12 protein-coding genes are annotated in these 23040 nt (G+C 41.2%); 2 read left to right on the forward strand and 10 right to left on the reverse strand.

Annotated features, from left to right (window positions below; translation table 11 throughout):
- The 7 genes from ATH1_RS19730 to ATH1_RS0115615 form a co-directional block, all read right to left on the reverse strand.
- Positions 1 to 2667 (reverse strand): fibronectin type III domain-containing protein (locus ATH1_RS19730; protein ID WP_010423844.1); only part of this gene is annotated, 2667 nt, incomplete at its 3' end.
- A 60-nt stretch (positions 2668 to 2727) separates the two neighbouring features.
- The gene (locus ATH1_RS0115590; protein ID WP_010423846.1) at positions 2728 to 4413 is read right to left on the reverse strand and encodes a hypothetical protein; all 1686 of its coding nucleotides are present in this window, start codon (positions 4411 to 4413) and stop codon (positions 2728 to 2730) included.
- Between the two features lie 673 nt (positions 4414 to 5086).
- Positions 5087 to 12661 carry a SprB repeat-containing protein gene (locus ATH1_RS0115595; protein WP_010423848.1) on the reverse strand — a complete coding sequence of 2525 codons (7575 nt, stop codon included), beginning with the start codon at positions 12659 to 12661 and terminating at the stop codon, positions 5087 to 5089.
- Positions 12658 to 14736, reverse strand: a complete 2079-nt coding sequence (locus tag ATH1_RS0115600) for a fibronectin type III domain-containing protein (RefSeq protein ID WP_010423850.1) — start codon at positions 14734 to 14736, stop codon at positions 12658 to 12660. Before ATH1_RS0115600 ends, ATH1_RS0115595 begins: the two co-directional genes overlap by 4 nt.
- 8 nt (positions 14737 to 14744) lie before the next feature.
- Positions 14745 to 18191, reverse strand: coding sequence for a hypothetical protein (locus ATH1_RS0115605; protein ID WP_010423852.1), 3447 nt, complete (start codon positions 18189 to 18191; stop codon positions 14745 to 14747).
- Positions 18164 to 18703 (reverse strand): hypothetical protein, encoded by a 540-nt coding sequence (locus tag ATH1_RS0115610; RefSeq protein WP_010423854.1) that lies wholly within the window; start codon positions 18701 to 18703, stop codon positions 18164 to 18166. The genes ATH1_RS0115605 and ATH1_RS0115610 overlap by 28 nt, the downstream gene beginning before the upstream one ends.
- 145 nt (positions 18704 to 18848) lie before the next feature.
- Positions 18849 to 19889, reverse strand: a complete 1041-nt coding sequence (locus tag ATH1_RS0115615; protein WP_010423856.1) for a hypothetical protein — start codon at positions 19887 to 19889, stop codon at positions 18849 to 18851.
- 198 nt (positions 19890 to 20087) lie between these two features.
- Here ATH1_RS0115615 and ATH1_RS0115620 point away from each other — a divergent pair, with 198 nt between their 5' ends.
- A complete protein-coding gene (locus ATH1_RS0115620; protein ID WP_245531824.1) occupies positions 20088 to 20243 on the forward strand; it encodes a hypothetical protein in 156 nt (51 codons plus the stop codon).
- Between the two features lie 101 nt (positions 20244 to 20344).
- Here ATH1_RS0115620 and ATH1_RS0115625 read toward each other — a convergent pair whose 3' ends face one another.
- Both ATH1_RS0115625 and ATH1_RS21515 read right to left on the reverse strand, forming a co-directional pair.
- On the reverse strand, positions 20345 to 20542 hold the full coding sequence (locus ATH1_RS0115625; RefSeq protein WP_010423859.1) for a hypothetical protein: 198 nt from the start codon (positions 20540 to 20542) through the stop codon (positions 20345 to 20347).
- An 80-nt stretch (positions 20543 to 20622) separates the two neighbouring features.
- Positions 20623 to 20766: a hypothetical protein gene (locus ATH1_RS21515; RefSeq protein ID WP_010423861.1), complete on the reverse strand. Its 144-nt coding sequence runs from the start codon at positions 20764 to 20766 to the stop codon at positions 20623 to 20625.
- A gap of 229 nt (positions 20767 to 20995) precedes the next feature.
- Here ATH1_RS21515 and ATH1_RS0115635 point away from each other — a divergent pair, with 229 nt between their 5' ends.
- Positions 20996 to 21901, forward strand: a complete 906-nt coding sequence (locus ATH1_RS0115635; protein WP_010423864.1) for a DMT family transporter — start codon at positions 20996 to 20998, stop codon at positions 21899 to 21901.
- Here the strand turns inward: ATH1_RS0115635 and ATH1_RS0115640 are convergent.
- Complete coding sequence (locus tag ATH1_RS0115640) at positions 21898 to 22785, reverse strand: DMT family transporter (protein ID WP_010423866.1); 888 nt, start codon at positions 22783 to 22785, stop codon at positions 21898 to 21900. The two genes, ATH1_RS0115635 and ATH1_RS0115640, sit on opposite strands and share 4 nt — an antisense overlap.
- Between the last annotated feature and the right edge of the window lie 255 nt (positions 22786 to 23040).

Below are 23040 nucleotides of genomic sequence, written 5' to 3' on the forward strand. Positions count from 1 at the left end.
CGGGTCATGTATTGCATCCCATTGGTACTTCCACAGACCCGTGCCCTGGGGCTTACCGTAATCCATCAGGTTGTCGGTGGAGCCTTCGGCCAGCTGATAGGTGCTTTCCGGACTGAAAGGGTGTCGCAGGTTAAACGCGCCATGGGCCAACTCGTGGGCCATAATCTCATAGTCCATCCCAAAGTTAAAAATAAATCCGTAACAACCCGTCAGGGGCATAAAACCTTTTTTATCGGCTTCGGGATAATCGACGAAGAAAAGATACAATGTATTTTTGTCGACTCCGTAGGTGCGTTTGTAATGCTTATAGACGCGTCTCATCGCATCGGTGTAGCGTTTGACCATGCCCGTGTGGCCTGTTTGGAAATCTTCGAAATTCAGGTTGGGCAGCTCTTCGCGGGAAATGTTTTCTCCTACAGAAACATGCCATTTTACTACTGCCGGCGAATAAATGCGGTTAAGTTCTCTCTCCACAAAACCGGCATTATCGGGACACCTGGCATCGTGCACACTGATAAGTTTTACATAACGGTCTTCGCGACCATAAGTGGCCAGACCGAGTGCACCTACTTCCGTCAGAACTTCGCTGCTGTCGCTGCCGGTTTTCCTGGTCGCTCTTGCCACCGATAGTGTTTCACGGTCGCCATCCATACCTCCGGTCAGCATTAACGAGCGGGCCGATTTTTTGCCACCAACCGGTGACGCGGGTACGGGGAAACCACTATCGCGGATGTAACGCAAGCTGTCGGCTTCCAGATCACCTTCCACAAGCATATTAATATAATCGGACATTCCGGCTTCCAGCGATTTCCAGCTTACCAAATTACCACTTTTATCGCGTTTGAAATAAGCCTGAGGCTTTTCTTTCCCATTGTCCGGATCATCCAATCCGTAGCGCTGATTTTCAGAAGGACTAAAAGATATATTCCCTCCATAAACACCCGACTGGACAGAAGATCGCACGTTCCCGGGAGAACCTGACGATTGCTTTGGAAAGCTGTAAACACGACCCGAAGAAGTATCGGCAACATAAGCCTGATCGCCTCCCGATGGGGATATCCCCACCGTTTCATCGGCATTTGCCAAAATGGTTTGCGTTTTTCCGTCTTTTGTTGTTACGGTTATTTCATTACCATCAATGGATATATCTTCCACTTCACCTTCAACAGACACCTGTCGACCGGTTCCTTCTTTCAATGCCTCTTCCACATCTACATCCTGATAGTCTGGCGTTTGTGTTGGATTTTTGGTAAAGTCGTCTTCACTCAGCACCATCCCGGTTTCCTCATTAAAGACAAACGTCACATCCCCGTCAATCATCTGATAATCAGTATTAATTGAAATATCCCCGAAAAGCACTTTAAACTTAACAAAGTTCAGGTACGGCACCATGAGCAACCCTTCACCGCTAAATCTTCCATTACCTCCTTCAACAGACTCCACTTCAACAAGAAAATCAGCTGCTTTGAAGGTATCGAAACGATGAAGCTCGGGAAGCGGATTCCGGTTCAAAAGGTCGAATTTTCCACTACCTGTGCCACATGAGTAATTTACATTCCGGTTGGTTCGAAACTTTAACACATCGCTTTCATCGCTTTCGCAATCATCACAAATGCTTTTTACTTTAATTTCGTAACGTGTAAACTCCGATAGATTCGAAACCTTATAAGTCGACGACGATGTTGTCAGTTCCTCCCATTGCCTCTCTCCTTCTTTACGGAACAAAATTTGATAAAGTCCTGCCGACGAATTGTAATTCCACCGCAACGAGACAGAATTAAATGTAACACCCATAATATAGGGAGAAGGTACAGGACATTTTTGTCCATATCTGAAAGTAGAAACGTCTGATTTTCCATCATTCTTAAACAGAACTTCTCCTGCCCTGTCAATGGCTTCAACTTCCCAGACATACTCACGGCCTGATTCAAGAGCCGGAAGAGATGCATCATAAAGAAGAAAAGTCTGCCCGGTTTCGGTCTGAAACAAGGGTCTTGAACTTCGGATAATCTCTTCTGATTCCCGCCCTTCGGGACGTATTTCCCATATCTTGAAGCGATAAAAAACATCGGCAAGCGGATTGGTAATTCCCTGGGTCATCCAGGAAAACCTTACTGAAGGTGTCATGGCCGGATCAATTTCTTCCGTTTCGCGCGGGGTAACCAGACGGGGTGCCTGTATAAGATACATCATCACAAGAGCCGGAAAAGAACGTGATATCACTACATCACGATGATAATCAACAACATCGAATCCAATGCGATAAACACCTTCCGGCAAGCGACCATTACGTCGGTATTGGTTCTTGCTGTATCCTTCAAAAACAAGAGATTGGGGATTGAAAAGCCCGCTCAAATCATCTCCTGTAAGCATTTCCGTGATTCCGCCATCAAGATAAAGTGGCTCGGGAGTATAATCGGACCTTGTATATATGTGAATGCCGTTTCCTTTAATCGAAAGTCTCAGTTTTACAGGATGTTCCTGCAAAGAAATATCATCAACAACCACCTGCAGATTCAACTTTCCGGGCATTGATACAAAGCCATCAAGTGACCAGGGTGCAGGCGGATTAACGATGGTATAGGTACGGATGGGATAATGAACCTGGCTCACTACCGTTGAAACAAGAAAAATAAAAAATGAGAGTATATATAACCGGTTTCTCATAGGTTGGTGTTTAGTTATTGTTGTCATTCCATAAACTCGCGATTGATCATAGTTTATTGATTATTGCCCATTGTTTGTATCTTTTCCCGGCCAGGAAAAATTATAGCTGTACCGGAATGAAATCGTATAATATTGCTTGTTACTTCCATCTCTTTTTCTGTTGTTATAGGTTCCAGACAAAGAAAACCTATGTTTCTTCTTCAAAGTATAGGACTGACTCAACCTGGTAGTGAAAACACTTCCGGATGATTCTCCGTCGACGTATGTCCCATTCCAGGCCACTGAAAGGGACGACTGCAATGTTTTTTCGAAAAAGGACTTTCGGATACTCAAAACCGGCCCCGTCATCTCGTTTGTCTGGTCGGAAGATTTATTTCTGCTGTAATTCGTATTCAATCCAAGCGTAAAGTTTTGGGGTTTTCTTGACCATTGATAACCTGATGACGCACTAATAAAAGTTGTATTGGTGTTTTCAGGCACGTCGGATTGTGACTGAGATGCTTTCTGCAAAGCCAGATTGAACATCAAAGCATGGGCATCACTTTCCGAATCACTCAACCGCCAGTTGGCCGACAAACTTGCATTTTCACTTATTTGCGTAAACCGGAGTGTATCCATCAGCTCATATTCTGTTTGTGCCTCCACCTCATCAAAAAGGGTTTGTATATGAGTATAGCTGGAATAATTGGAGTACATCAAATTAAACATCAATCGCTCTGACGGGCTAAAACCAATGGATATATTCGAGACAACATCCCTGGTATCCGAGTCGCTCTGATCATCAAGATTGTTTTGTCGAATGCCACCACTCGCTGCTGCCGTCACCCTTCCCTGAAAAAGAGAAGTTGCGACGTCCAGAGTATAATGAACAAAATCGTTCACCATATAATAAGCACCTAACGATTCATAGCCGGGTTCCACATATTCAACGGTTCCTCCGATACTTCCGATCGAAGTACTATAACTAAGCGACGTTTTGGCAGCATGATAACGAGATGTTGCGGCACCATTAAAATCAGTAGCACCACTATAGCGGCGGTCGTTACTTAAATTACTGATGCCCACGTCAGCAATAACAGAAAGATTATCTGTAATTCTATAATTTACATGGGCAGATAAAACCAGGTTTTCTTTAGGAGTAATCCCGAGGCTGTCAATATACTCAACGGGTTTGTGTGTGTCGTCGGCAGCATAAAAAAGTGACATGCTTACTTCTCCCTTGTCAAAATTATAAGCGCCTCTTATTCCGGTACCGGTTCGGCGGTAAGTGGGATCATACCCCTTTACCGTGTCCCCGGGAAGTTCTTTCTGCAATCGACCGTACATCGCACTAAAACTAAACTTGCCCGCGGGAGCGGCTTCTATCCCAACCCCGGCAAAACTATGTCCGCTAAGGCCATAAGGAGAAAAACTCATCGAAGACCACCCCAGGTGCATTGTTACCCACTTATAGGAAGGGCTCAGAGAAAACTGATTAAACGGTTGTGTATAAGTCCATTGTTCATTTGACCATGTAAAAGACAATGGAATAGAAAGGCCATATAGAGAAGTGTTAAGACGACCAGTTGCCACAGTGGACCAGGGATTCCCGGTATTATAAGTGTTTTCCCGGTAAACCTGATCTACCGAAATACCGCCGTCAACTTTTATCTCCCCTTCTTTACCTATTTTATCAAGCTGCTGTCCGGAAACGTATGTATTGTAAAATACGAACATAAAAAGAACTGAAAAAATTATCTTTTGCATTGTTTGTATTAAAGTCACAAAACAAATTTTTAGATTTTTATGAATGGTACCTCTATTTCATCAGTATAAAATTTATCTAAGTTATTGGTCTGATGCAGCCCGTCCCGAGAATCGGAACTCGTTTCTTTGCGATCATAGCGTTCCTTTAATTTTGCGTTCTTAGCGTGGAATATTTTTCCAACACCTCTAAATAATAAATGGAACTCGCATGCAAGAACTTATACATGTTCTTTAGTAACAATCTTTGTCATGCCCGTTTCATCACTGTAAATATTCTTTCTTTATACGGACAAACTGTAGTGTTGCATGGGGTTAGAAAAAAAGGCTTAAACGCAAAAGACGTATGTTGGGTTTATAATTCACACTACTGGCTACTGACTACTGACTAAAAACTAATGACTAAATTACTTATATCTAAAAATCTATTAATCTGTTACCGCAAACCTTGCCATGCTCGTTTCACTCCTAAATTCACTAAAGAATGTGGTATAAAAAGACATATTTTTGTCAAAATCGAGACGTTTTAAATTTTTGGACCGGAGTTAACCTGTTGTTAATGAGGATGCAAAAATTTAAAACAACAAAGATTTTGGCAATAAAGATGCTTTTTAGACCGGACTCATTAAAGCATATCGTCATAATAACAATATGTTGTATGAGAAACGAAACAAAATTATTTCACAATAACCTTTTGCATCAGGCGCTCTCCCTTGCACTCAACGAATACCACAAACTGACCTGTGCCCGTTATATTATATTCCTTTTTGTATTTACTTAACCCCGACAACCTGTCTTTTTCCAGTATTTGCCCGGTTTGTAAATGAACAAGATAAAGATTGATACTTGCAGATTCTTTGAGTTCAACATCAACATAAAATACCTCATCAGTCGGGTTTGGATATACCTTCATCGAATTAAATATTGAAGCCGATTCGCCGGTATCCTTTATTTTCTCTGATTTTGGAGCTTGGGGGGTTACCAATATCTGTTTCCGTGCCTGTCCGATGCATTGATCCATCAGGGCACTAAGTGATACAAAATGAATTCCTTCTTCATTAAAAATAACTTCGCAGTAATAATCTCCCTCCTCAACAATTTCGTAATTACCTGAAAATGCCCATTCCAATCCGGCAGGCTTTGGTGTGGTGACATCTACTATCATAAGCGTATCGCCCATGGGCACACTGGTTGCCATAAGAAATTCAGGTAACAGTTCGGAGTACTGTTCATTAACAACAACAGTATCATAGGCAAGACAATCGTCTTCATCACTTACTTCAACAAGGTAACTTCCCGGATTTTCAATTATCAGAATACTATCGTTACTTATTTCCATACCTTCAAAAAACCACCTGTAACCTTCAAAACTGCCGGGGGTCAGATAGCCGGTGGCCTCACTGCAGAGTGTCAGATCATCTCCCAGTTGCGGATATAAAATGCGTTGGTATTCTATCTCATAAGTATCTGTAATGGAACAATTTTTTTCATCCGATACAATTAAAGTATATGAGCCGGCATCTAATCTTTTAAGCGAAGATGTTGTCGGGCCATGTAACCACTCATATCTGTAATCGCCATTCCCACCACGGGCTGTCACATCCAATTGCCCGTCGAAAACACCATAACATAAAGGTTCGGAAATTGAAGCCATTAATGATAAGGGTTCAGGTTCGGCAACGGTAAAACTTCGATGATCGAAACATCCCCGAGAATTCTCAACGCGAACATTGTAATTACCTCCGGAAAGACCGGTAAATGGGTTTTCTCCAGTTCCATCAGGCCAAATAATAGAATAATTCTCGTCGCTTGAATTTATTTCGACGGCTGCATTTCCATCCGAAGCATTGGCACAGGTTACATCATCCACGGTAAGGGCGGTAATTTCCAAGGTGCTCACATCAAGCGAAAGCGTGTCGAATCCCAGGCAGTTGTCGTCATCTTCTACCATCAGATAATAGCTGCCGGGATTATTTATCGTTAACCTGCGGGTTGATGCCAGATTACCATTATCGGTACTCCAGTTGAAACGACTATAATCACCTGCGTCGAGAGTCAGTTCATCGTAATGACAAATGACAGTATCGGAACCGATATACGGATGCAGAGTTCTTTCATAATCCAAATCAAAAGTAAATGTTGACGAACAATTATGGCTGTCTGTAATTGTCACTACATAAGAACCCGGATCAAGATCATCCAGATGAGAAGCTGATGTGCCGTTAGTCCATTGATATGTATACCCGGGTGTTCCACCGGTTCCTTCTATCTCAATATTCCCTTTGCGACCTCCCAGACACAATGGATGATTAAACGACAAAGTATCATAGAAAATACTGTCGGGTGTCCCTATGGTAAACTCGCGGTGAGCTTTACATCCTTTGGCATCGGATACAAGCAAATGATGATCCCCGGCAGGAATGTCACTGGCAAGAGTCCCTGAAGGATTACCTACATTTTCAGACCAGGTATAATAGTAGGGCGGATTGCCTTTGCTGACGTAAGCAACAGCCTCCCCGTTACTGTCGCCACGGCACCATACATCTTTGGTTTTGATGAAATCAATGGTCAAATCAGAAATATCATCCACAAAGAACTCAAACGGGATGCGACATCCGTTTTCATCCGAAACATTTATCTGGTATCGACCGGAAAAAAGACTGTCAATATTATGCGTATTTTCTCCTTCCAACAACACCTGCTCAACAGTACCATCAGCAAAAACAGAATCTTTAAACCATTCATAATTAAATTCTCCGACACCGCCTTCGAAAGAAGTAAAAATGCTTCCCTCATTATTAGAACAGCGTGACCTTACAACAGAATCTTTTACGAGTGAAATTTTGTCGGGTTGACCAATAAAAACAGCATCCAAAACAACCGAGCATCCCAAAGTATCTTTGACATGAGGAACAAACAATCCCTGTGGAAGATTACTCATTCTGTTTCCTTCTACCCAGTTTTCACCATCAACAGAAACCAGGTAAGACAGATTTCCCCCGGAAATATCTAACAAAAACCCTCCGGTACTATCGCCGAAACAAGCAACATCTGTCTTTTCAGTCAATCTCGCCGTTAACATGTCGGGCTCTGATACAGGAATCACCTCCGAAAATTCAACACCGGCACTGTCTCTTACCGTTATTGTATATTCATCTGCATTCAGATTTTTAAAAAGCCCGTTTTCATCAAAGTTTCCCTGATTCATCCGAATCAGATAATGACCCCATCCGCCAACCGGCGTCACTTCTAACACACCATCTTCAAAACCATGGCAGCTCACCGCCCTGTTTTCTTTTATATCGAAATGCAATGCGGTATCGGGTTCAGCAATTGATATCTGACGAACCATCCACTCTTCATCTTCATAAGTACACCCCGCTGTATCTCTGATCATTAGAGTATAATCACCGGCAAAAAGAGAATCAACGCCAATGTTTCCCAAAGTGCGACCTTCAGAGAATGGCACCAAATCACCGGCTTTAAACCATTTGTAATCAAAAACACCATTCCCCCCCGATATTTCGGAATATATTTCTCCCGTATTGTCACCTTTTGCACGGATGTAGTTGTGCCGGTACGAGATAATAGCCGTATCGGGTTCATCAACAGAGAAAGCCTCTGAAGCAAAACAATTATGTGCATCGGTAACAAATAATTCGTAATCACCCTTGGGTAATTCATAAAAATCATATTCCCGGTCATCATATTTCTCACCTAAAATGACAGATCGATCATCAATTTTCTCAATATGATAACGAAGGCCGTTTTCGTCATCAATTCCATTGATCGTAGTTGCCTCTACCCGACCGTTCGCATAGAGTGGACAAGTTGCATCACGTACATTTTCTATCAGGATATTCAAACTATCCGGTTCGGTCACCCGGTAGGATGCATTAATGGAAACACCGGCAGTATCGGTCATCTCTATTGAATATTCTCCTGCCGGAAGACCGTCAAAAATGCCTGAAGAGTTCCTTTTATTTCCATTTATTGAATAAGAATAAGGCCCCCAGCCTCCTTCAGCTTCAACTTCTATCCGGCCATCGTTATACTTGTTACAACTCACATCAATTACATTGTCGGTTGCAACGCTTAAAGCCTTTTCCGGTTCAGCAATCTCAATCTCATGTGTAAACCATGACTCCCCTTCAAAATAAGGACAGTTTGCCGTATCCCGTAAAGCCAACATATACTTACCGGCAGGCAGATTCCCAATAGCAAAAACCGAGTCGGTTATAACGGTGGTATTATCAAAAACATTTTCTCCTGGAACAGGTACCCAGCCAACCTCATACTTGTTATTGCCCCCGCTGATTTTCATACTAAATTCACCGGTGCTTTCATCCTTAACACGAATGTAGTTATGATCAACTCTTACAGTTAAAGAATCCGGATCGAAGAGTTCCACGCCCCCAAAAACATCGAAGCAACCGTCGGAATCTGTCACATTCAGTTCATATTTCCCTTTGCTCAGATTGCCAATTGACAGATTGTTTTCATCAAACGTACCAGCTATTGTATCAACGTACTCAAAACGATCATTCAAAGAAAAGAGAGAATACTCATAACCGGTTATTTCTGGTGTCCATTGCATATCAACATCGAGTACTCCCGAAGCAGCACCGATACATGCAGGATTCGTGCCTTTGACGTTAATTATTTCAGTCGGATTGTTTTTTATCGGGATAGTCTGTAGTTCACCCTCATCCTCACACCCATACTTATCTTCCAGCTTTACCTCAAGAATATCTCCAACGGCAAGCTCTTTTACAATCCAATTCCCGGATACGTTGGACACCCATTCCCCGCTGGAATTCTTTTCGTAAGAAAACTTATACTGTCCACCACCAAAAGGATATCCACCTTCTGCAGAGATATGTAGCTCTCCGTTTCTTACCTCTTCACAGGAAGCCGGCACAGGTTCAAGAAACAGGGAAAGAGAATTATCAATTACAGGCATTTCAAATGGCTCAATGCCAATACATCCTTTCTCATCGGTTACCCTTAATTCATATTCAGGATTGTTGGTAAGACCATCAATAATAAACGAATCTATACCCGAAAACGATCCGATATCAACAGGTTCCTCTTCAGTCCCCGGCTCCTGATACAGTTCATAACTGTAGTCCCCGGCTTGTTCTAAAATGATCGAGATGCGACCGTTGTTTTTTCCATTGCAAGCCACTGCTTCAATAACTGATGTGGTAAAAGAAGGTGTATAACTATTGTGCTGAAGGTTAATTGTCGTATCCAGGGAACAATTATTATCATCACTGAGAGTAATGGTATATTTATCTGATGCAAGATTTGGGATTTTGTAGTCAGCACCATGAGTAACAGGATTTTCTTCAGGAGTGATATTTTCACCTCTTCTCTCACACAAAAGAGTAAGATCAAGTTCTTTTTTATGGGTTATATTCTCAAGCAAAATTGCACCGTCTTCAGACGTTTCGCAAGAAGCATTTTGGAAAATTATTGTTTCAATGCTTATAGGATTTTCATTGTGCAGGACTTTGAAAATATGAGAGTTCTCACAGCCTACGCTATCCTGAATATAAATTTTGTAACTTCCGGAAGATTTTCCCACAAAAACAGAGTCTTCGTTAAATTCATTCTCCCCCTCTAATCTATACTTATATCCCCCACGACCATCTTTCCCTTGAACACGAATAGAACCATTAGACGCAGTTGCACATGAAGAAGGATTAATTTTGGATTCAGATGTATCAATAGACACGGGAGTAATCCCTGATATATTCAGGGTAGTATCATATACACAGCCACGGGATGTGGTTTCTGTTATATTGATATAAGCTGAATTGCTCAAAGCAAGACCTGTAATCTCGTCGTCACTGTTTAAAGAATGTTCTACCCCGCCTATTTCGATTGTGTAGGTCCCATTTATTAAAGCAGTATTATTGACCTGTAAAGTTGCATCATTAATATTACTGCATGATGCCTGCCGTGTTTGAACAATTTCTAAGTCATTTAGGGGATTATACTCATCAACAGTAATGTTTGTCAGGGAAGTTTTACATGAACCACTGTTAGTAACGCTCACTGAATAATCTGTTCCGGCGGGTAGATTGGGAAAAGTAACTGTTTTATCAGTTACACCAGCTCCAATACGCTCAATCTTGTTGCTATTAAGACTTGATCCGGATAATGTGACTTCATAAATCTTGTTATCCCAGCCACCGGAAATTTCAAATGTCAGGGAACCATTGTCTAAGTTGCAGGTATCGGGGGTAGAGTCGATACTGTTTATAGACAGAGATTCCGTCGGTTCGTTAATCACAATATCTTCATTGTTAGTTGCTTTACAGCCATTATTATCGGATACCGAGACATTATATGTACCGGCAGACTGATTTGTTATTGTAGTTGTTTTACTTGAAAAAACTATTTCATCACCATCGTTAAGACTATAAGAATAATCTGCAACTCCGTTATTAACAGTAAGTTCTATTGTTCCATTGTTTCCATCTTTACAACTAACATTTGAAGGAGTAGCTGTTAATGTCATTTCTGCTTTTTCAGAAATAGAAAAAACTTTGGAAAACACCGGTGCTCTTTCCCTTGCTGCATCTCCCTTGTCCCATATTTTAAGGGTATATGACCCCGGTTCTAATCCTGAAAATTCTTGGTTGTCTAATCGCCCAAATTCTTCGATAGCTGAAGTTTCCCTGGTTTCATCATTAACACATTCTGCATAAAAATTTGGAATACCCCCGGATTCAATAAAAAATTCGATTCTCCCTGTAATACTACTTGTTACATTTGAATTTGCACTATTACATTTTGGAGAGAAAGAAGCGGAATTCATAGCAATAGGGTCAGGTTCATTTAATTCCAAAGAAACAGTATTACTTTGACATCCGGCATCATCCACAGCCCAAAAGGTATATTCTCCATCTCCTAATTGTGTGTCGTCAAAAATAAAAGGTTCACCATTTCCATTCTTATTCTTATCCTTATAATAAATAGTGTATCCGCCCTGATTCCCGTTAATTGTTCCACCAATTGTTATACTATGTCCATGTACAGGAATATGATACTCTGTTCCACTTGTACTATGATAGGTTTCAACGTTTAAATTTAAATCCATAGGATCGGGCTCATGGACGGCAAAAAGAGTGGTTGAAGGACATAATTGCGAAACACCATCATAATAAAATACACTTATTTCATATAACCCTTCATCTATCTCAAAGTTATCATCAGTCACTGATTCAGCATCTAAGGTGATGGAATGATTTACTGGATTAATCTCCTCGTCTGTAAGAATAGCTGTTTGCTGGTTTAACCAATAATAATCAACCCCGTTAATTGTAGTATCAGGTATTGCACCTTGATAAGAAGCCTTTGTTCCAAGTTTTGTTATATCAATTCTCAAGGAGGCATCAGTCGCATTATCGGGGAAACCGGAGATCGTCAAGGATTTAACGCTGCCGCCACTACAATGTATTTCAGGGACGGTAACTGTTAAAGGGGGAGGAGGTTCGAGAATGTATAAGCCACTAACGGAAGAAGAATTATTTAAATCAAAATTTGAATTTATAAACAAAATTTCCAATTCTTCACCAAAGAATTCATCCTCTCTACCTTCAATTATTTCCTGTACTGTAAAAACTTGATCAAAATTTGAAGAGAAAGATACATCATTTGAATCCCTCTGTTTGGCATATATTTTAATAGCTCCACGAATAATTCCTCCAGGGACATTACTTGAATAGGCTACTTCTATTTGCCCTTGATCAGAGATACAATTAACAGTAGGAGAAACTGATTGAATAAATCCTTTTTTATATAAATATAAATTAACATAAAATTCATTATCATCATAACGTGAACAATGTCCTGATAATATTTCCGCTTTTGTAAATGTATAGTTTGTAACCGGACCAATCAATCTTTGCGTTCGAATATCGTATGTTTGCATTTCAATCTTAATCGACTCACTTATGTCCTCTGTATAAAAAATTAATTCTTGCCATTTTTGCCTCGACAACGCAGGATAGGTACTCCCTTCAAAATGAACCCATGTATTTACTCCCATATAACCAGAGGAACTACTAACATTTATCTTTAGACAATACTCAGAAGTAAGTTGTTCTTCCTTTAAAACAAGCTTTTCAAAGGCATAAGAAATTGTGGTAGAAAAAATGAGACACACAAACAGAAATAAAACTTTTACCTCTTGAGAATTCAGTTTTAAAGCCAAATTAAATTTAAAATTATTCCTCATCTTCTCTTTATTTTAACAAATTCCGAAAAACCAGATCTTCCCCTATCATTTGATTTAACTACCACCGAATAATAGACATCCTCCTCTTTGGAGGCAAAAGGATCTATAAACGTATTTGCAACAGTAGATGCTGCCAAAACAGTTCTCCCGTTTTTTTTTCGATAGATCATAAAAACAACATCATTCCGCGGGTAAGTCCATTGCAGCTTAACAGCATTCTTCTTAGAATCAAAAACAGCCTTCAAATCCTTTACTACCTCCAACTTTGACGCAGGCATTCTCCCCCCGACCGCCTTTCCCGGCCTCGATTCATTGCCTGCACTGTCCACTGCCAAAACAAGGTAGCGATACAACACCTCGGACGTTACAAGGGAATCTTTAAAAGTTGTAGCTTCGGCAGTCAACTTTTCCGTCAACTCCCAATCGCGGCTTCCCTCCTTGTTTCTGTATATGAGTTGCCACATAACATCGTCACCGGGACTTTGATTCCACTCGATGATAATGCCACTTGGATCATTGTTTACCGAAGTAATCAAAGGAGATGCCGGTGGTACCACATCGGGTCGTTTTACTTCAAGAATTTCAGAAAAACCCGACCAGTTCTGCCGTTGGTCAACTGCCAATATTTTGTAGTAAATTTTTTTCGAAAGCGTTTTAATATTTATTGAGTCGGCATAACTGTTTGTTAAGACTGTATTCCCGGTGAGCTGCGAAAACTCTTCGTGCCGTGCATTGGCGCGAAAGACCCGGTAACCCAAAATATCGGTCTCGGTATTGGACTGCCATTTTATAAAAACATGGCCCAAAGAATCTACCTGTGCTTTAAGACCGGTTGGAATCGCCGGAGGAACCGAATCTATTACCTGAACCATTTTGGGCGTACTGAGCGGGCTGTTTCCATCTTCATTATAGGCCTGCAAGCGATAATAACCAGTCGGAAAGGGCGCTTTATCCATAAAAGAATGTTGAATGACGGGTAAACTGTCGGCAAGTATCTCATAATGGTCTTTAAACTTTCTTGAGCGGTAAATACGAAAACCATCCACGTTACCTGTCTCTTCGATTTCCCAGGTCAGGCTGACACCTTCGGGAGAAGAATCCGTTGCCACGATGCGTGGGGCATACTTAATTTTTTTCTCCCCTTTCACATTAACCACCAATGAAGGCGGCCCCTCTTCGCCAAAAGGAGAAACACCAATAATGCGGTAAAAATAATCGCGATGATTATCTGGTAATGAATCCAGATAGTAATGAAAGTTAACTTCATCATAACCTTCCGGAGTTGTATTTACCAGCAACGATTTATTAAGTCTTTTAAAACCACCATCCTCATCAAGCGACCGCTCTATCCAGAAACCCGTATATATTCCTTCCTGTAAGGATTTTTCCCATGTCAGAGTAACGTTTCTATCAGCCGGATTTGCCATTACATTGGCAGGAGCAGGTAAAGGGCGGTATTCATCGACACCTGTATAATAATAGGCAGTGTCCGGAACTTCGCCCCCTGGCTGATATACCGGCCAAACTTTATAGAGATACTTTTCACCAGTTCTTACCTCCCTGTCGGTAAACCAAAGCCCCGACAACTTAGCTACCAGCGGACTGATATCGGCAGCCAGTAAAGCAAAACCAAATTTCGATTGTTGTTCTGTAGCCTGGTTTAGAATTTTAACCATTCCTGAACCTTCACCGGCGTCCACTTCAAAATCATCGCCATATATTGCCTGTGCAGCCACTCCTGCATAATCGTTATGTTCTGCCGGTTGTTCCCACATCTCAAGAGGAGCTGGTTTCAGGGGTTTTTCAGTTAACAGTTCGGGCACCGGATTGTCTGTAAATTCTCCATCCTTCAATATCAGGGTACGGCTAACCATATAGCCATGATTATTTCCCGAAAGCCAGAGCTGATAAGTCACAGGAGCCCACCGAAGTAGAATGGAATCCGGCATTGGCCGCGCCAATAAACGAAGTTCATCTTTATTGTTTTGAGCCGAAGCCAGAGGACTCAATATCCAAAAAATGGCAATGCCAATGAATGTTTGATAATATTTTTTCAGAAAATTAACGAAAGTCATATATTTTATTATTTCGTAAACGTTTCAACCTGAGGGACGTCAAACGGATTATTCAAATTCACAATTCCGGAACTGGTTACTTTATTTTTACCGGGCAGCACATACTCAAGCTTTATGGGATAAGTTCCCTTATCAACTTGTGGCCATATATCCCGTCTTAATAATTCTTTCATTTTATCTGTTCTGCTGCTCCTGACATGTTGCGCTATATTATTTCGTATTTCCGAAAAATCTGAAGCCCAGACTTTTGGCACAACATATAAAAGATGGGCAAACTCAGCTTCATTGCTTAAAGTGCCGGTTTCAATGTCAGTATCTGTTAAAGTATAATTGAAATCGATCTGCCAAATATCAACAGGATGCTGAGGAGGCATTCCATATTCCGACACATCACGTTCTACCACTGCTTCCCTGTGCCATGGATAGTCTTCATACAATAACGGGAAGATATGTTCCTGATACCAGTCGGCACCCGTCAATTGGGCGGAACGCCTGATCAGGGGATCAAAACCATCCCCTCCGTTAATTTCATAGGCATCAAACAACTCGTTATCATAAATTGTAGTTCCCGGAAAATCGATACCGGCACTGTAATTAAATAAGAAACGAACATTCATCTCATTCCCCGGAATCTTATCCAGAAATTTATTGTATTTACTGGTTCTAAAATTTATATCGTAAAATACTTTCTCTTCCTGTTCTGAAATAACCCCTGTTGCTGTCCTGGTTGTAATATCGGTAAAGGAACTATCACTTTCAGCTAAAGTCCTTTCAGTTTGTTCAGAAACATTTCTGTCAACAGCATTATTCTTAGAAAGAGGCACATTGACCAATTCAAAACGATAAAAGTTTTCGTTTAGGAGGCCGGACGGAATATTTGTTACAACCTCTTTTTTATCAGGAGAGTAAGTAAAGTCGGCATAGACAGGCATACCTCCGTGCACGGGGAACCAACGAACCTTTTGTTCCCATCCGGCAACATCATAAAAGAAAGGAGCAAGATCGGATTTGAAGATAAAATAAGCCTGCGGATGCTCTTTCGAATAGAAGTTCACCATCCGGTCAACCGGATATGTATATTCCACATAACCGGAAGGAATGCGCTCGGGTAATTTCCCCGTTTTAAAAGTAACTTCTTTAGTTTCCACATAGAGTTGTCCGTTTTCATCCTGATATTGTTGCCATCGTCCGTCAACCTTTTCATCAAAGCTGACTTTTGCAACAGCCTTATAATCTGTAGAAGGATCAAAAATCGTACTCGGCGTAAAGGCAAGTGTCGTTTTTTCGGGATTCCACTCTATCTCCCCTTCAATTTTTCGTTCCCCTGCATATATTGAATACTCTCTGAGATTAATCCTGAACTCTCTTGATAAATCTTCATCCTCGGAAATTTTCAGCTCTTTTCCCACGGGCATATTAAATACCGCCTGGGGAAGTGTGAAGATATCCACTTCATCGGCCTCATCGGTGGGTGTTAAACCACTTATGATTGTCATATCAGACAATTCTTCCGGAGCTGTTCTCAATTCACACTTGTCGCCAATGCTCACTTCAAATCTGCAATGACCACTGACCAGGCCCCCCAGAATACGGAATTTTCCTCCCACTACACCCATCATCCAAATAGGATTTGGTGCTTCGAGACGCATTGCAGCAGCCGTTTGGAGATTGATGATATCAAACTTTTTGCGTCTACCGAAAATTTTGACTTTAATACCTATTTTACCGGCAAAATAGGCATAAGCCTGTCCGCGGGCATACCAGCCGTCAATTCCGACAGAACCTGACCGGCCTTTACACCGGGCATAATCCCCATAATCAATAAGCATTATGTCAAAACCACCACCCAAGTCAAGCGACGCGTAAAATATCAGGAAAGTTATATCGCCAGTGCTCAGTTCAAAATTGGTTCCAAACGCAAGTCCGTTACCTTTAATCAACTCATTCTCAACCCGCTGACCGTTAAAATCGGTCTGCGTCATCCCCAAAATTCTGAGAACTTTATCATTCATCAGCATAGCGGCCGGAAGATCGTGACCGGCCATGAAATAACTCCTGGATTTAATCAAACCGACAAATTCCACCCCTACAGGATCCGCGGGAGTTCCGACCAGCAAATGCCACTTGCCCGGTTCATAATGGAAGGATGCCCAACCTGCGCGATTATTAGGTCCCACTCCTTTAAAAACACCTGCAACATTTAACCACACTTCCAAGTCTGCATCAAAAGTATGCTGCCGAGAATCCATCAACATTTTAACAGATGCCTTCATTGGAGTAGTTGATTTAAGGGAGGGCGTTTCTCCATTTGCCACCGCCCCGCTCATTTGTTTCATTTCAGCGGCCGTTAAAGCTTCAACAGTCGCTATCATAGCAGCTTCACCATAAAAACTAATTTGATAAATGCCACCATATTGGTTAAAAATGATTCCAAAATTGATGTTTCCTTTTACCAAAGCTTCATTCACTATGCCGGCCTGGAGTGCAGCACTTATTCCTAATCCAATATTCCTGTCGGGAAGGTAATTAACACCGGAAACAGAGGAAATGGTTTCGGTTCCGGAGACATCCCCCTGAAAAGTTCTTTTCATCCCGTAGCTTAAACCACCTCCAAACCCGCTAATAATAAAAGGAGGAGCAGGCACCGATGCACTGCCCAGGGCTATAAATGCATCAACAAAAAAGTAACGACCAAAGTCAGAATTCCCGAACATGCCGACTACTTTAAGTTTTAAATCCCCGGAGCTGCTGAAAGTGTTGGCAAAACTGGCATCAATATTTCCGTAAAAAGCATCACCATATACAGGATCGTCATTAAATAATTCAAGCCGTCCATTAATGGTAAAAGCGCCTTCCTTTGAAGCATCCACTTCAAAATATCCGATATCGAGTTTTTCGAATCGCCACGAATCAGCAGAAATATTCGCCAGAACAGAAAATTCACCTTCCGCGGTAATTCCGGCACCATCAACAGGCGATAAATTCGCTTTTACATCGAAAGCAAAACCAACAAGGTTTCCTCTTTTTTCCAGGTCGATGCCGGTAATGGTGATAGGGAAATCGACCAGTTTACAACTTTCAATTCCCTCCACGTCAAGATATTCCACATCGAAATATTCGGGGGCAGCAGAAAGTCGCATTCCCTGGAATTCAATATCCGGAATATTAATCAGCTCATCTTCGTTTCCCGACTTAGTTGTCCGGAATGTTATCTGTCCATCCAACAGGGCCGTAGGAACGAATTTCCCATTTTCTACGAAAACTTCTAACCGGGAAGTTGAATAGAGCTCCATCCTTGCAGTAAAAGCATTGAAATCAACATTTTTAACAGGAGAAATGCCAAAATGATAAGTTCCATTTACATCGAAGAAAGCATCATAACTAAGGTCTGAGTTAGTCCCAGGCAGTTTTACATCTCCACTAAACCCTAATGCCTGAAAGGACCTGGTTTCCAAGTAAATGAAGCATGTTCGAATAAATTGGTTTTAATTGACTCTATCAATTCAAGGCGAAAAGATGATATTCCACCAGAGAATGAATAAGTAACATTAGAAGCTTTAAACCGTATTTTTTTACCATCTATCGGATTTGTTATTATCAAAAAGGCATTAAATTCAGCATGATCGGCATGAACAACCGATTCATAAACAACCAGTGAATATGCGCCATCAAAAACCGAAATCCCCACAGGAAGAGTAAAAAAACTTGCCGAATCCAGTTTATCAACGAATCGATCTTCCTCAATTACTTTTTTTAATATCAGGTCGAAAGGATGTGATAAAGTATTGTCATCTGTAACGGAACCTGGTTCAATGTTTGTTGAATTACCAAAAGTATTTTCCGGCAATTCGACATTTTCAAAATGACGGATAGCCCCTTCTTTATATTCGCTTTTATCAAAGGATGACAAACAAAGGAAAACTACACCAAGAATAATTAATCTGACGGATGGTTTTAAAGAATTCATTAACAAGGGTTTGGTTTGGATTAAATGAATTTAGTATATTAGTAATAACATATCTCTACAAAGCAACACATATCTTAACCTTCTTTATTCATCAGTATAAAATTTATCTACATTATATACTGATGAATAAAACTGGTTAAATTCATTAATCAATATTTTTAAGAGAATAATCAAAAGAAATATTCTCAATCCAAAAACGCACTTGTTCGAGTGCTTCATTGTAATCGTTGGTTAATAATTCCCCATCTTCATCTACACTTACGGGAAAATCCACGATAACGGGAGCAACAAATTCAATGAGGCGATAGGCACAATTGATTTTTACATCACTGTCGGGGTTTGGCGATGAACAATTCTTTTCATCGTCCATAATCATTTGCAACAGAAAATCGATGGCCGGTTTGTAACGCATGAAAACAAGATCGGGCACAAGCTCATTGACAACCAGATCGTTCATTCCGATACTCCGCACCTGATCGATACACCAATCTGCTGCCTCGGAGTCGCCAAGTCGTCCGAGAGCAATTTTTATCGTCCATTCCTTTCCCGGGGTAAATTCATTTGATATCAGAAGGTGCCTGAAGTGAGGAACAAGGTCAGTTAATCCCAAACGAGCCGATAAAAGGGTAATTTCCTCAAAAGGTGCATCACCTTCGATGGCGTAGGACGCAATCATATTCTCAACAGCAGGCGTAAAAAACCGGGAATTAAAACCATTTAAGAAAGCACAAACACTTTTTCGATTCCCAATATTGGAATCACTCATTCCTCTGTGCACCAGAAAATAGACAACATGAGTGGCATGTCCGGGAAATTTGATGCCGCTTAAATAAACAAATCTGTAAATCCGCAGGCGAATGGCCGGATCGTTTGTTTCAGATAAAACAGCTGTCAGTCTCCTGATTAATTCACTATGCGCTTCATCCGAAAGATCAGGAATATCCCTGATAGAGAAATTCTTTCCCTTTTTAATTCCTTCAATAATCTCATTAATTGATAACTGAGCATCTTCATTAAACGGAATTAGTTGATAATTTACAGTATCCCCGGCAGAAAATACCGTAATTACCTGTAAATTTTCTCTCAGCTTTGACCTTAGATTTTCTGATTTTGCAAAACATGCCGAAATAGCGAAAAAAAGAAGAGAAACAGCAAAAAAAGAGTAGCGGGGTAGAGTTTGCTTCATAGTTAAGGAATTAAAGGTTTAGCATATTGGTTTGATTAATTAATGATGACAAGTATAATAATTCATTTCTAAAAAACCAAAAAAAATAAAAAAATGTAATTATTTCATATTTCGGACAATCTTGTCTTGATTTTTCCAATTTTTGTCCTTTACTTTGTCATGATTCAAATTAAAAAAATTAAAATATGGGACAACAAAATGCTCAAAACACTTCACCGGGTTACACTTACGCCGGAAATGTACAGGAACACCAATGCAGTTGTGGTGAAAATTGTGGCTGTAAAAACGATGATTCGCATGAGTGCAGTTGCGGTGGTGAGTGTGATTGCAAGTAATGCCAATGACACTTTTTAATCTGTACCCTTGGCATAATGCCGATATATTTATTAATGAATAGTGTAAAGAAACGTAATGAACTTCACACTAATTCATTAAATAATTGGTATAAACGCTTTCTATCTTTGGGTTTTTGAAGGAAGTGAAGTTGCCTGAAGAGAAGCTCCGGCAGGAAAAGTCCTGACCGGGGCTTTTGTTTTTTGGGCCCCATGAATTCCCACGGGGGTCTGAGTTCCGGATTCCCGGGTTTTGAGTTCTGAGTTGGGTTCTGGTTGCTCAACCTCATTTTCAGCCTTAGTCTCAATCGTAATCTTCATTGGCCATTGAACAGATTCTTCGTCGTTCCTCCTCAGAATGACAAATGTGGCTATATGTCATTCTGAGCGAAACAAAGAAGTTACAAATCCTTTGGTATTCTTCGTCGTTTCCCTTTCTTCAACCCTTCAACCTTTCTGCTTTTCCATCTTTCAACCGCATCCGGTATCAACAACGCCTGGAAGGGTTCAGTTCCCTGCCCGATGCTCTTTGCACCCTTCTCCATGCGCTGTAGCCCTGTCGGTCACTCATATTTTCCACAATATCGCCGGTAATGCGCACCAGTTCGACGGGTATCAATAAAGTTACGGATGTAGTGGTAATAATTGAGAATAGCTTTTTGAGGAGCAGTCTAATCTATTAAAAAAGTTTAACAAAGTATTGAATACAATAATCACTGTAAAATTAGTTTCTTTAACGGCTCAAAACGAATAATGTTCATAAATTGAAACAAGATGGAATACATCACAAGTCATCTCGGTGAACTATCGGCCCTTGTTACAGCAATTTGCTGGACCGTTACAAGCATGGCTTTCGAATCGGCCGGGAAAAAAGTTGGCTCATTGTCGGTCAATTTAATCCGATTGGTTATGGCACTGGTACTACTTGGGATGTTTACTACCATAACAAGAGGACATTTCTGGCCTGTAGATGCAGGTTCACATGCCTGGCTGTGGTTAAGTTTGTCGGGACTGGTGGGTTTCGTTATTGGTGATTTGTTGTTGTTTCAGGCTTTTGTGGTAGTCGGCGCCCGCGTGTCGATGCTCATTATGTCACTTACCCCTCCGCTTACAGCCCTTTTCGGATTAATTATTCTGGGAGAACGGATGACGCCCGTCAATATTTTCGGGATGATACTTACAATTAGCGGTATTGCATTGGTTATACTGGCGCGACCGATAAAAGGAAAGCATTTTTCACTAAACTTTCCGGTGGCAGGACTTCTGATGGCCTTTGGCGGTGCAGCCGGTCAGGCTTTAGGTTTGGTGCTGAGCAAACTTGGGATGGGCGATCTGGATGCTTTTATGTCAACTCAGATAAGGGTAATCGCCGGAATAGCAGGCTTTTCGATTGTATTTTTCTTTATCCGTCGTTGGGGTAACCTCCGGAAGGCTTTGAAAAATAAATCGGCTATGGGCAGCATCTCAATCGGCGCCTTCTTCGGTCCGTTTTTAGGGGTTTCATTCAGCCTGCTGGCAGTGAAATACACAACCACAGGAATTGCATCAACGCTGATGGCACTGACTCCGGTAATGATCATTCTGCCTGCACGATACATTTTTAAAGAAAAAATTACCACAAAAGAAGTAATTGGGGCTTTTATCGCTGTTGCAGGAGTTGTGGTGTTTTTTGTATTTTAACCTAATAACAACAATACAATTCCTGTAAGAATGCCTGCCATATATAAAGCCTTCTTCTTCACATTCTTTTCACCGAACATCAAAGCTCCAAAGACGAAGGGAACGATAACACTGACGCGACGAAGGGCCGAGATAACAGATATCAGCGATTCCGGTTCACTAATGGCATAGAAATAGAGAAAATCGGCAATCACGAGGAAAAGACCAATGAGGGGGATCGTCCAACGCCAGTAAAAAGGCGCACGGGAGGGTCGCTTGCGACGAACAAACCACAAAACAGGCAACAACAACACTACCTGATAAAAGGAAAACCAGGCCTGTACTGCAACACGATCTATCTGACGAAGAATGTGCTTGTCGTAAAGGGCACTCACCGAACCGACAAGAGTGCCGACTATAACGAACCACATCCATTTATTATTGCGGAATGACAATCCCTCAAGTTTTCCAACCGTAGAAAAACGGAAGAAGAAAAAGAGCGTCAGCAACAATCCGACCCATCGAAGCCCGCTTAATTGTTCCCCGAAAATGATGATGGCACCAATCAATGTCCATAGGGGTCCGGTAGCTCTCACAGGAGCAACTATAGTAAGGGGCAGATGTTTTAATGCAAAATAGTTGAAGACCCAGGATGTCAGAACGATGAACGTCTTCAGCAATACCATCCGGTGTTCACGGGAAGTAAGACGGGGCACGTAAAGCATATCCCCGCTTTCCAGCACCCCGTATTCCGAAAAAAGTACCAAAGGAATAAATATCAACGTACTCGTCAAAGCGCCGAAAAACAACACCGGCCATACGGCATTGTCGCGTAACGATACTTTTTTGAGTATATCGTAAAAGCCAAGAAAAAATGCTGAAAAAAGTGTTAATACTAACCACATTGGTTTTCATCAGTATAAAATTAGTCTAAGTCATTGGCCTGATGGAACTCGCATGATTGAGTTTTATACATGGTCTTTTGTGACAAACCTTGTCATGCTCGTTTCATCCGTATAAAATAAATCTAAGTCATTGTAATGATGCAACTTATCATACTTTAATTGATCTTAGATTCTTCGTTCCGCTCAGAATGACAGGCAGCTAAGGTTAAGGTTGAGGTTGAGATTGAGGCTGAGGTTGAGGTTGAGGCTGAGGTT

The organism is Anaerophaga thermohalophila DSM 12881, assembly GCF_000191885.1.
In the GTDB taxonomy this organism is placed as follows: Bacteria; Bacteroidota; Bacteroidia; order Bacteroidales; family Marinilabiliaceae; genus Anaerophaga; species Anaerophaga thermohalophila.

Excerpts from the sequence above, each read along its gene's own strand:
- ATH1_RS0115625 (WP_010423859.1), bottom strand. The coding sequence starts at position 20,542 with ATGAAGATTACGATTGAGACTAAGGCTGAAAATGAGGTTGAGCAACCA.
- ATH1_RS0115620 (WP_245531824.1), top strand. The coding sequence starts at position 20,088 with ATGCTCAAAACACTTCACCGGGTTACACTTACGCCGGAAATGTACAGG.
- ATH1_RS0115590 (WP_010423846.1), bottom strand. The coding sequence starts at position 4,413 with ATGCAAAAGATAATTTTTTCAGTTCTTTTTATGTTCGTATTTTACAAT.
- ATH1_RS21515 (WP_010423861.1), bottom strand. The coding sequence starts at position 20,766 with ATGGAGAAGGGTGCAAAGAGCATCGGGCAGGGAACTGAACCCTTCCAG.
- ATH1_RS0115610 (WP_010423854.1), bottom strand. The coding sequence starts at position 18,703 with ATGAATTCTTTAAAACCATCCGTCAGATTAATTATTCTTGGTGTAGTT.
- ATH1_RS0115595 (WP_010423848.1), bottom strand. The coding sequence starts at position 12,661 with ATGAGGAATAATTTTAAATTTAATTTGGCTTTAAAACTGAATTCTCAA.
- ATH1_RS0115615 (WP_010423856.1), bottom strand. The coding sequence starts at position 19,889 with ATGAAGCAAACTCTACCCCGCTACTCTTTTTTTGCTGTTTCTCTTCTT.
- ATH1_RS0115635 (WP_010423864.1), top strand. The coding sequence starts at position 20,996 with ATGGAATACATCACAAGTCATCTCGGTGAACTATCGGCCCTTGTTACA.
- ATH1_RS0115640 (WP_010423866.1), bottom strand. The coding sequence starts at position 22,785 with ATGTGGTTAGTATTAACACTTTTTTCAGCATTTTTTCTTGGCTTTTAC.
- ATH1_RS0115600 (WP_010423850.1), bottom strand. The coding sequence starts at position 14,736 with ATGACTTTCGTTAATTTTCTGAAAAAATATTATCAAACATTCATTGGC.